Source organism: Dyella sp., assembly GCF_036568765.1.
Lineage (GTDB): Bacteria > Pseudomonadota > Gammaproteobacteria > Xanthomonadales > Rhodanobacteraceae > GSA-30.
Window position 1 is genome coordinate 1 of sequence record NZ_DATCRY010000066.1, and the last position, 10,241, is coordinate 10,241.

The following is a 10,241-nucleotide window of genomic DNA, read 5'->3' on the forward strand; positions in this document are numbered from 1 at the left end:
GCCTCCAGGAACATGCCCGAAGGCGACTGGCCGACGCTAAGCACCTCGCCCACGGGAAATCCTGGCGGAAAACGGCCACCGAGGCCCGAGGTCAGCAGCTTGTCGCCGGTACGGATATCCGCAGCCATCGGCACGTTAGGCAGGCTGAGCTGACCGCCATCGTGCGCACCGTAGGCGACGGTACGCAGGCCGGTGCGCTCGACCATGACCGGCACGGCGTGATTGGGATCGGTGACCAGCATGACGACCGAGGTCGTCGGCAGTACTTCGACGATCTGCCCGATAACGCCATGCGCATCGATGACTACCTGACCCTGGCGGATACCGTCGCGCGCGCCCAGGTTCACCATCATGCGATTGCTGCTGGTACCGAGGTCCACGCCGATCACGCGCGCAAGCTGCACGTTGAGATCCAGGCTGTGCTGGGTATCGAGCAGGCCTTTGAGACGCTGGTTCTGTTCGGCCACGGCAGCCATGCGATTGAGCTTGGCATTGGCCAGCAACAAATCTTCGCGAAGGCGCTGGTTCTGCTCGGTGAGCATCTTGCGGTCGGCAAAGGCCACGCTGAGCACGCGCATGCCGGCGGCCGGAAGGCCTGCCAGCTTGTAGACCGGCTCGACCACCACGGACATCGAGTAACGAATGCGCCAGGCCCAACCGTTCCGGTGGTCCAGCACCATCAGCACCATCGCCAGCGCGAGATAGAAGATCAGACGCAGCGTGCCGGCGACCGTGCCGGCAAACAGGGGCGAGTTGTCGTCGCGCGTCAGCGCCATGAAACCGGACTACCAGAGTTGTGCGGGGCGGTAGTGTGCGAGACGGCGGTCGCGACCCGAGGCGACCGTGCTACGCCGATGGAAGGATTTTCGATCGACATTGCTGCGCGCACCGCTCCTCGCCCCACGCCCCCGCCGGCTCACTGCGGAGCCTCTGTTTTTTGCCGCTTATTCCGGCGCGAAGAAATCGCTGCCGTGCTGATCGATCAGCTCCAGCGCCTTACCGCCGCCACGGGCCACGCACGTCAGCGGCTCGTCGGCCACCTGCACGTGCAACCCGGTTTCTTCGGAAATCAGGCGATCCAGGTCGCGCAGGAGCGCACCGCCGCCGGTCAGCACGATGCCCCGCTCGGCCACGTCGGAGCACAGCTCCGGCGGGGTCTGCTCCAGCGCCGACTTGACCGCGGCCACGATGCCCGACAGCGGCTCGTGGAGCGCCTCGAGCACTTCGTTGGAGTTAATGGTGAACATGCGCGGCACGCCCTCGGCCAGGTTACGGCCGGAAATCTCGATCTCGCGCACATCGGTCTGCGGGAAGGCGCAGCCGATTTCCATCTTGATGCGCTCGGCGGTGGATTCACCGATCAGCGTGCCGTGGTTGCGGCGGACGTAATTGATGATCGCCTCATCGAAGCGGTCGCCGCCCACGCGCACGGACTGCGAGTAGACGATGCCGTTCAGCGAGATCACGGCGACCTCGGAGGTACCGCCGCCAATATCGAGCACCATCGAACCGCGCGCCTCGTGCACCGGGATGCCGGCACCGATCGCCGCGGCCATCGGCTCCTCGATCAGGAACACGTCGCGGGCACCGGCGCCTTCGGCCGACTCCTTGATGGCGCGGCGCTCGACCTGGGTGGAGCCGCAAGGCACGCAGACCAGCACGCGCGGACTCGGGCGCAGCAGGCGCGAACGGTGCACCTGCTTGATGAAATGCTGCAGCATCGCCTCGGTCATGGAGAAATTGGCGATGACGCCGTCCTTCATGGGGCGCACGGTGGCGATATTGCCCGGGGTTCGGCCGAGCATCTTCTTCGCGTCGCTACCGACGGCGGCCACGGCACGGGGGCCACCCGGACCGCGGTCCTGACGAATTGCCACCACCGACGGCTCGTTAAGCACGATGCCCTGGCCGCGCACATAAATGAGCGTGTTGGCGGTGCCCAGGTCGATGGAAATATCGTTAGAAAAGAACCCGCGGAACTTCTTGAACATGAGCCGCCGTACACCCTGGGTCTGGCTAAAAAGTAAGCGCGCCAGTCTAGTCTTGCGGCACTATTCACGCAAGGACAATATCGTTAAGAAACCCTTGTGGATCGCGGTGATAAGCGCATTTTCTACTGCACTGGCGAGGTCAGAAAAAAGCCAGATATTCGCCCTGGGGAACGGATAAAGGTACTATCCCAGGGTTTGGCCCGATCCAGGGGGAAGCCCCCTGATCGGTCGCAAGAACTTCCTATTTACCCATTAACTTCGGGGGCGTTTTCGCACCATGTCTGCCGTTATCTGCGGATCGCTGGCCTATGACACCATCATGGTGTTCCAGGATCAGTTCAAGAATCACATCCTTCCGGATCAGGTCCACATCCTCAACGTATCGTTCCTGGTACCGCGGATGCGCCGCGAATTCGGCGGCTGCGCCGGCAACATCGCCTATAACCTGAAGTTGCTCGGCGCCGATCCGTTGCCGGTCGCTGCCGTGGGTCAGGATTTTGCGCCGTATCGCTCGCACATGGAAGAATTCGGCATTCGCATGGATTACGTGCGCGTGTACGACGAACAGTTTACGCCGCAGTGCTTCATTACCACCGACCTGGATAACAACCAGATCACTGCGTTCCATCCAGGTGCGATGTCGAGCGCACACGAAAATCATGTGCGCGATATTCCGGAAATCACCTTTGGTATCGTCGCCCCCGATAGCCGCGACGCCATGCTGCAGCATGTGGATGAATTCGCTGCGCGTGGCGTGCCTTTCATTTTCGATCCGGGCCAGGCCATGCCGTTGTTCAACGGCGAGGAGTTCCGCGCGATGATCGAAAAGGCGACGTATGTAATCGTCAACGATTACGAGTCGCAGTTGCTGCAATCGCGCACCGGTTGGAGCGCGGGAGAAATCGCCCAGCGCGTGGATGCGTATATCGTCACGCAGGGCCCGCGCGGTTCGCTGATTCATCTGGCTGACGGCACCACGCACGAAATCCCGCCCGCGCGCGAGCGCCAAGTGGTCGATCCGACCGGTTGCGGGGATGCGTATCGTGCAGGTTTGATCTTCGGCATCATGAATGGCAAGGATTGGCCGACGGTCGGTCGTATGGCTTCGTTGATGGGCGCGTTGAAAGTGGAGCATCCAGGCACGCAGAACCAGCGTTTTACGTTCGAGCAGTTCGCGACCGAGTTCAAGGATCAGTTCGGGTACGAGATTTGAGGTTGGTTTGAAGAGCACAAAAAAAAAGAGCCCATTTGGGCTCTTTTTTTGCCCCCTCACCCCAGCCCTCTCCCCCGGCAAAGCCAGGGGAGAGGGAGCCTGACTGAGGCAAACGTCAGTACTCGCACTTGCGTAACCGGCTCCCTCTCCCCTGGCTTTGCCGGGGCAGAGGTTTGGGGTGAGGGGGGCTCTTCATTCCACCGTAAACGCCATCGTCGCCCGCACCGCCCTCTTCCATCCCGCGTACAACGCGTCACGCTTCTCCAACGGCATCGACGGCTTGAACGCACGATCTATCGCCCAACGCCTGGCGATCTCCTCGCGACTTTCCCAGAACCCGACGGCAAGCCCGGCCAGATACGCCGCGCCTTGCGCCGTCGTCTCCTGTACCCTCGGCCGCAGCAGGGTCACATCCAGAATATCCGCCTGGAACTGCGCCATGAAATCGTTGGCAATCGCGCCGCCGTCTGCACGCAGTTCCTTCAAGCGAATGCCTGAATCGCTCTGCATCGCTTCGAGTACATCGCGTGTCTGATAGGCCATCGATTCCAATGCGGCGCGAATGAATTGTTCCTTGCTGGTGCCGCGCGACAAACCGAACACGGCACCGCGCACATCGCTACGCCAGTACGGCGCACCCAGTCCGACAAAAGCCGGCACGAAGTAAACGCCTTCATTGTCGCGCGCACGCTCGGCGTAATCCTGCGAATCGCTGGCCTTGCCCAGCATACGCAAGCCGTCGCGCAGCCACTGGATCACCGAGCCGGCGACAAAGATGCTGCCCTCCAGCGCATATTCCACTTTGCCGTCAATGCCCCAGGCAATCGTGGTCAGCAAACCGTTCTTCGACGGCACGGCTTTTTCGCCGGTATTCATCAGCATGAAGCAACCGGTGCCATACGTGTTTTTTGCCAGTCCCGGCTCAAAGCACGCCTGGCCGAATAACGCTGCTTGCTGATCGCCAGCGACACCGGCAATAGGCACTTCGCGGCCGAAGAAATGCTTGGGTAGCGTTGCGCCGTAAATCTCGCTGGAAGAACGCACCTCCGGCAGCATCGCGCGCGGTACATTGAGCATGGCCAGCAGTTCGTCGTCCCATTGGCGTTTGTAGATGTCGTACATCAGGGTGCGCGAAGCATTGGTGTAGTCGGTAACGTGCGCCTTGCCTCCCGTGAGGTTCCATATCAGCCAGGTATCGATGGTGCCGAAAAGCAACTCGCCGCGCTCGGCGCGCTCCTGCGCCCCGTCGACCCGATCGAGGATCCAGCGCAATTTCGTGCCGGCGAAATAGGCATCGATCAAGAGACCTGTTTTTTCGCGCACCTTCGGCTCGTGACCGGCCGCTTTCAGGCCTTCGCAGATATCGGCGGTCTGACGCGATTGCCAGACGATGGCGTTGTAGATCGGCTGGCCGGTCTGTTTGTCCCAGACCACCGCGGTCTCGCGTTGATTGGTGATGCCGATGCCTTCGATGCTGGATGGATCGATGCCGGCCCGATTGATGGCCTCGGTCATGGTGACCAGTACGCTGGTCATGATCTCGCGTGGGTTGTGCTCCACCCAACCCGGCTGCGGAAAGATCTGCGGAAACTCGCGCTGCGCCATACCGGCGATCGCTCCATCGCGATCGAACAGAATGCTGCGTGAGCTCGTCGTGCCTTGGTCGATCGCCAGGATGTATCGCTTGCCCATGGTTGACCTCATTGTGTGTTCGGCGCGCCCAGTCGTTTGGCCAGATAGCGATCGAGTCGCGCAACACCGCCGGCATCGATGCGCAGACCGAGCTTGCTGCGCCGCCAGAGCACGTCTTCGGCGCAAGTGACCCATTCGTGGCGTACCAGGTAATCGACTTCCGCCCGATACAAATCGGCACCGAAATATTCGCCCAGTTCGCCGAGATCGCTTGCCTCGCCGAGCAGGTCGCGTGCACGCGTGCCGTAGCTGTGCACCAGGCGCCAAGCCAGTGTTTCAGGCAACCACGGGCGGCTGGCGAGGATGTCTTCGAGCAGACCGTCGATATCGCGCTCACCGCCGCCGGGCAGCGGTTTGGCATCCGCGGTCCAGGCCGGTTGCCGATGGTCGAGCAAGGGGGCGAGCCGGTCGACCGCCTCCTCGGCGAGCTTGCGGAAGGTGGTGAGTTTGCCGCCGAACACGTTGAGCAGAGGCGCGCCTTGTGTGTCCAGGTCGAGCAGATAATCGCGCGTGACCTCCGATGCATTGCCTGCGTGATCCTGCAGGAGCGGGCGAACGCCGCTGTAACTCCACACGACATCGCCGGATGTCAGTTGACGCTTGAAATAGCGGTTGGCCGCCGCGCACAGGTAATCGACCTCGGCGGCGCTGATGGTCGGTCGCGCCGGATCGTCGTTGTATTCCAGATCTGTCGTGCCGATCAGGGTGAAATCGCGCTCATAGGGAATGGCGAAGACGATGCGTCGATCCGGTTGCTGGAAGATGTAGGCATAGCGATGGTCGTAGAGCTTCGGCACGACGATGTGGCTGCCCTTGACCAGGCGCAGACTATGCGTGTGCCTCACCTGCGCAACATCGTCAAGGAAGCTCGCAGCCCACGGGCCTGTGGCATTCACCAGAGCACGAGCACGTACGAAATAGCGCTCGCCATCGCGCGGCTCGAGTTCAGCTATCCAGCCGCCTCCGGTGCGCCGGACGCTGACGCAGCGGGTGTGCGTACGAATCTGCGCGCCGCGGCGAGCCGCGTCCGTCGCGTTGAGCACGACCAGACGAGCGTCCTGCACCCAAGCATCGGAATAGACGAACCCGATGGCAAATTCGTCGCGCAACGCCTCGCCGGTCACATGCTTGGCGAAGCGCACGCGGCGAGAATCCGGTAGCGTGCGCCGCCCCTTTCCGAGGTGGTCGTACAGGAACAGCCCGAGACGGATCATCCAAGCAGGCCGCAGATGCGGCTGGTGCGGCAAGACGAAGCGCAGCGGCCAGATGATGTGCGGCGCGGCGCGCAGCAATACTTCGCGCTCGGCCAGCGCCTTGCCTACCAGGGCAAATTCGAACTGCTCCAGATAGCGCAGGCCACCATGAATCAGCTTGGTGCTGGCGCTGGAGGTATGGGCGGCCAGGTCGTCGCGCTCGCATAGCCAGACTGACAGCCCACGCCCCGCGGCGTCGCGCGCAATACCGGCGCCGTTGATCCCGCCGCCGACTACCAGCACATCGACCTGCTGCTCGACCATGACCGCTCCGTCTCACATCTTCAGGCCATGATGCCAGAGCGGAGAGGGGCTGTTACGCCTCGTCGTGTGCGTGGCGGCCTGGCGACAGCATGATGCGATCCATCCAGGCCAGGGCGATGGCAGAGACCACGAAGGTCAGGTGCAGCAGGATCTGCCACATGATGACCTCGCCGTTCATAGTGTTCGCCTTGATGAAGGTCGCCAGGAGGTGGATCGACGAAATACCGATGATCGCCATCGCCAGCTTTACCTTCAGCACGGTGGCGTTGACGTGCGACAGCCACTCGGGCTGGTCAGGGTGGCCTTCGAGCTTGAGCCGCGAAACAAAGGTTTCGTAACCGCCGACGATTACCATTACCAGCAGATTGGAAATCATCACCACATCGATCAGGCCGAGCACGGTGAGCATGATGGTGGTTTCGGCCGATTGTCCCGCGACCTCGCCATGCGCGAGCAGGGTGGCATCGATCAGATGCCATAGCTCGCGCAGGAACTGCACCACGTAAATGGCCTGCGCGACGATCAGGCCGAGGTAGAGCGGCAATTGCAGCCAGCGCGAGGAGAAGATCAGATAGGGCAATGGGCCGAGTCGGCGTTGGGACGGCGTCGGGGTCATTGGGGCATCGCTTGGGGAATTGCCTGAATTTTAGCAATTCATCGGAATAACTTGCGATGCATTTCAGGCGGTTTCCACCCACCGGTAGTAACGCTTGTGCGCCAGGGCGAGAAGTTCGCGGTCCTCGGGGGTATCGCCATAAGCATAGATCACCGGATAGCTGGCCAGATCCAGCGTGGCGCGAACACGACGTGCCTTTTCCTCACCGACGCATTGGCGTCCGCGGTGGCGGCCGGTCAGCCGGCCGTCGCGCGCTTCGAGCGAGGTGCAGATCAATTCGAGTCCATGGGTCTGGCACCAGTGCGACAGGTAGATATCCAACGCGCCGGATACGACGATCACGCGATCGCCCTGCTCCCGATGCCATTGAATGCGCGCCATGGCTTCGGGCCGAAGAACGTGCGGCAGGGCATCGTGGGCAAAGCGCTGTCCGAAGGCGGCAACCGCAGCCTCGTCGACACCGCGGAAGCCGTAGCCGACGATCGCCGCACGGATGACCGAGCCGGATATCCAGCCCAGCTTGTAGCCGATCACCAGAGGAGCGAACAGCACCGCTCCGAGGCGTAAGCGATCGCGGTATAGCCGATTCGACGAAATCGCGATACATCTCGCGTGTGGTGATCGTACCGTCGAAATCGAAGAGAGCGAGATTCATAGGATGCTGGTCGCGACCAATAGGAAAAGCCCGCAGCATGACGCCTACGGGCTTCTTGTATTTATGGGTACGTATCGAGTTTAAGCAGCGGGCACTTCGATGACGTCGAATTGCACATTCGGACTCACGTCGGCCGTGTAATCCACGTCCTTGCGTGCAAAACCGAACAGCCGCTGGAAATCCTGCTTGTAGCTGGCGTAATCGGTCACTTCGAGCAGGTTTTCCGTGGTCACGGTGGGCCACATGGCCTTGCAGCTCTGCTGCACGTCGTCGCGCAGTTCCCAGTCATCCAGGCGCACACGACCTTCCGCATCGGTTTCCGGGGCCTTGCCGTCCGCGCGATAGAGACGATCGTGGAACAAACGGTTGATCTGCTCGATCGTCCCTTCGTGGATGCCCTTCTCTTTCATGATGCGGAAGACCATCGACACATACAGCGGAATGACCGGGATAGCGGCGCTGGCCTGGGTGACAACGGACTTCATCACGCCAACGTAGGCGTCGAGATGCTCGGCGGTATGACGCGTGCGCAGTTCCTTGGCAGTATTGTCCAGGTGCTGCTTGGCTTGGCCCAAAGTGCCGTGCCAGTAGATCGGCCAGGTGATTTCCGTACCGACGTAGCTGTAGGCAATGGTCTTGGCGTGATCGGCCAGTACGCCGGCCTGGCTCAATGCCTCGATCCAGAGCGCCCAATCCTCACCGCCCATCACCGTTACAGTGTTGGCGATTTCCTCTTGGGTCGCCGGCTCGACGGAGACTTGGACAACCCGGTCGGTATTGGTGTCGACCGAGGAAGCAGTGAACGTCTCACCGATGGTCTTGAGCGAAGAGCGGACGACTTCACCTGTGTCGGGTAGCTTGCGCACGGGTGAAGCCAGCGAGTACACGACCAGATCGATCTGCCCGCCCATTTCCTGCTTGATGACCTCGATCGCGCGCGCGCGTGTTTCGTTCGAAAACGCATCGCCATTAATAGAGCGGGCGTACAGGCCCTCCTGCTTGGCGAACTTTTCAAAAGCTGCCGAGTTGTACCAGCCGGCTGTACCGGTCTTGGTTTCGCTGGAGGGCTTTTCGAAGAACACCCCCAGCGTCGCAGCACCGTAGCCAAAGGCGGCTGTGATACGCGAAGCCAACCCGTAGCCGGTGGATGCACCGATCACCAGAACGCGCTTAGGACCCGAAGTGGACGTGCCGGCCTTTCTGGTGATCTCGATTTGCTCAAGCACGTTCTTTTCGCAGCCAACCGGGTGCGCGGTGATGCAGATGAAGCCACGAATCTTGGGGTTGATGATCACTGGTTGCTCCGATGAGACGTCTAGCCGCGCATTCTAAACGGTGGGGCGTGCCATACGCTCCCGCAGGGACTGGCTGGGCTTAACGCACTCGGGCGGGATCGAAATGCGGGTTCTGGATCAGGCCGATGCGGTTACCGAAGGGGTCGGCCAAGGCGGCGACGCGGATGCCTTCGCCGACGTCGGCGATGGGGTCCAGCACCTTGGCCCCCAAAGCCAGTAGCCGGTCGACATCGGCAGCGAGGTCGTCCACTCCCCAGAGCGGATTCGCGCCGTCGGTGCCGGGTTTGGCGTCGGGCACCAGGCCGAGTTCGAAACCGCCAATGTTGAAGCCAACGTAGAAGGGCTCGTCAAAGTAAGGTTGCGTTTGGAAGGCGTCTGCATACCAGGCTCTGGCGGCTTGCAGGTCAGGTGCGGGGTAGATGGCGGTGCGCAGGCCTTTGATCATGGTTGGTCCCCTTGAGTGTCAACGGCGATGATTGGGCATGGTTGGGGAGAGAGGCAAGAGCGCACCTCATCCCAACCCTCCACCCTGCAAGCAAGGGAGGCGGTTCTGCCGGTTTAATCTACGGAGGTGCGGCTGAGGGTGAGAGGGTTCTTTTTCGTGCGGGGTTTCCCCCTCACCCCAGCCCTCTCCCCCGGCGAGCCAGGGGAGAGGGAGCGGACTGAGGCGAGCGTCAGTGCGTCGCACAGGCGTAAAGCGGCCGCGAACTCAAAAGGAAAAACCCGCATCGTGAGATGCGGGTTCTTAGGATAAAGCCCCTGGCGGTGACCTGTTGCAGCGCGTGTCTTCGACACGCACAGCAAAAAAAGCCAAACGACACGCAAGAAAAAACCCGCATCGGTTGATGCGGGTTCTTAGGATAAAGCCCCTGGCGGTGACCTACTCTTGCATGGGCAATGCCACACTACCATCGGCGCAGCTGCGTTTCACTTCCGAGTTCGGGATGGGATCGGGTGGGGCCACAGCGCTATAGCCGCCAGGGAAGGGGTGGGAGCAGCGCGAGATAAGCGCCGGCTCCGCAAAGGGGTAAACGAGTGACAAGCGTCTGGTGAACTGTCCAGGAGATGTTCGTCGAGACTTTACGTCAAGCGAAGCGTCTTGGGGTTATATGGTCAAGCCGCACGGCTCATTAGTACGCGTAAGCTCAATGCATTGCTGCACTTCCACACCGCGCCTATCAACCACCTAGTCTTGATGGTGCCTTAAGGAGAGTCGAGCTCTCGGGAGATCTCATCTTGGGGCGTGCTTCCCGCTTAGATGC

General features: G+C 61.4%; 9 protein-coding genes and 2 rRNA genes. 1 reads left to right on the top strand and 10 read right to left on the bottom strand.

The features are described 5' to 3' along the window. Together mreC and VIM98_RS05340 are read right to left on the bottom strand one after the other, a co-directional pair. Positions 1-776 (bottom strand): rod shape-determining protein MreC (gene mreC / locus VIM98_RS05335; RefSeq protein ID WP_331992064.1); only part of this gene is annotated, 776 nt, incomplete at its 3' end. A 168-nt stretch (positions 777-944) separates the two neighbouring features. Then, complete coding sequence (locus VIM98_RS05340) at positions 945-1,991, bottom strand: rod shape-determining protein (protein ID WP_331992065.1); 1,047 nt, start codon at positions 1,989-1,991, stop codon at positions 945-947. A 277-nt stretch (positions 1,992-2,268) separates the two neighbouring features. On the opposite strand from VIM98_RS05340, the gene VIM98_RS05345 reads away from it, so the two are divergent. Continuing rightward, positions 2,269-3,204, top strand: a complete 936-nt coding sequence (locus VIM98_RS05345) for a carbohydrate kinase family protein (RefSeq protein ID WP_331992066.1) — start codon at positions 2,269-2,271, stop codon at positions 3,202-3,204. Positions 3,205-3,396: 192 nt separating this feature from the next. Here the strand turns inward: VIM98_RS05345 and glpK are convergent, their stop codons facing one another. The 8 genes from glpK to VIM98_RS05385 form a co-directional block, all read right to left on the bottom strand. Then, entirely contained in the window at positions 3,397-4,896 is a 1,500-nt protein-coding gene (glpK, locus tag VIM98_RS05350) for a glycerol kinase GlpK (RefSeq protein ID WP_331992067.1), read from the bottom strand. An 8-nt stretch (positions 4,897-4,904) separates the two neighbouring features. After that, on the bottom strand, positions 4,905-6,413 hold the full coding sequence (gene glpD / locus VIM98_RS05355; RefSeq protein WP_331992068.1) for a glycerol-3-phosphate dehydrogenase: 1,509 nt from the start codon (positions 6,411-6,413) through the stop codon (positions 4,905-4,907). Positions 6,414-6,465: 52 nt separating this feature from the next. Continuing rightward, positions 6,466-7,029, bottom strand: coding sequence for a TIGR00645 family protein (locus VIM98_RS05360; protein WP_331992069.1), 564 nt, complete (start codon positions 7,027-7,029; stop codon positions 6,466-6,468). A gap of 63 nt (positions 7,030-7,092) precedes the next feature. After that, positions 7,093-7,581: an HAD-IB family hydrolase gene (locus VIM98_RS05365; RefSeq protein ID WP_331992070.1), complete on the bottom strand. Its 489-nt coding sequence runs from the start codon at positions 7,579-7,581 to the stop codon at positions 7,093-7,095. Positions 7,582-7,764: 183 nt separating this feature from the next. Beyond that, positions 7,765-8,979 (bottom strand): enoyl-ACP reductase FabV, encoded by a 1,215-nt coding sequence (gene fabV, locus VIM98_RS05370; RefSeq protein ID WP_331992071.1) that lies wholly within the window; start codon positions 8,977-8,979, stop codon positions 7,765-7,767. Between the two features lie 79 nt (positions 8,980-9,058). After that, positions 9,059-9,424, bottom strand: a complete 366-nt coding sequence (locus VIM98_RS05375; protein ID WP_331992072.1) for a VOC family protein — start codon at positions 9,422-9,424, stop codon at positions 9,059-9,061. Positions 9,425-9,846: 422 nt separating this feature from the next. Beyond that, positions 9,847-9,961: ribosomal RNA gene (gene rrf / locus VIM98_RS05380) — 5S ribosomal RNA — on the bottom strand. A 127-nt stretch (positions 9,962-10,088) separates the two neighbouring features. Then, positions 10,089-10,241 (bottom strand): 23S ribosomal RNA (locus VIM98_RS05385); the annotation flags it as partial.

What these genes read in the sequence shown, in the direction of transcription:
- glpK (WP_331992067.1), bottom strand. Translation starts at nt 4,896, where the DNA reads ATGGGCAAGCGATACATCCTGGCGATCGACCAAGGCACGACGAGCTCA.
- VIM98_RS05375 (WP_331992072.1), bottom strand. Translation starts at nt 9,424, where the DNA reads ATGATCAAAGGCCTGCGCACCGCCATCTACCCCGCACCTGACCTGCAA.
- glpD (WP_331992068.1), bottom strand. Translation starts at nt 6,413, where the DNA reads ATGGTCGAGCAGCAGGTCGATGTGCTGGTAGTCGGCGGCGGGATCAAC.
- VIM98_RS05360 (WP_331992069.1), bottom strand. Translation starts at nt 7,029, where the DNA reads ATGACCCCGACGCCGTCCCAACGCCGACTCGGCCCATTGCCCTATCTG.
- VIM98_RS05345 (WP_331992066.1), top strand. Translation starts at nt 2,269, where the DNA reads ATGTCTGCCGTTATCTGCGGATCGCTGGCCTATGACACCATCATGGTG.
- VIM98_RS05340 (WP_331992065.1), bottom strand. Translation starts at nt 1,991, where the DNA reads ATGTTCAAGAAGTTCCGCGGGTTCTTTTCTAACGATATTTCCATCGAC.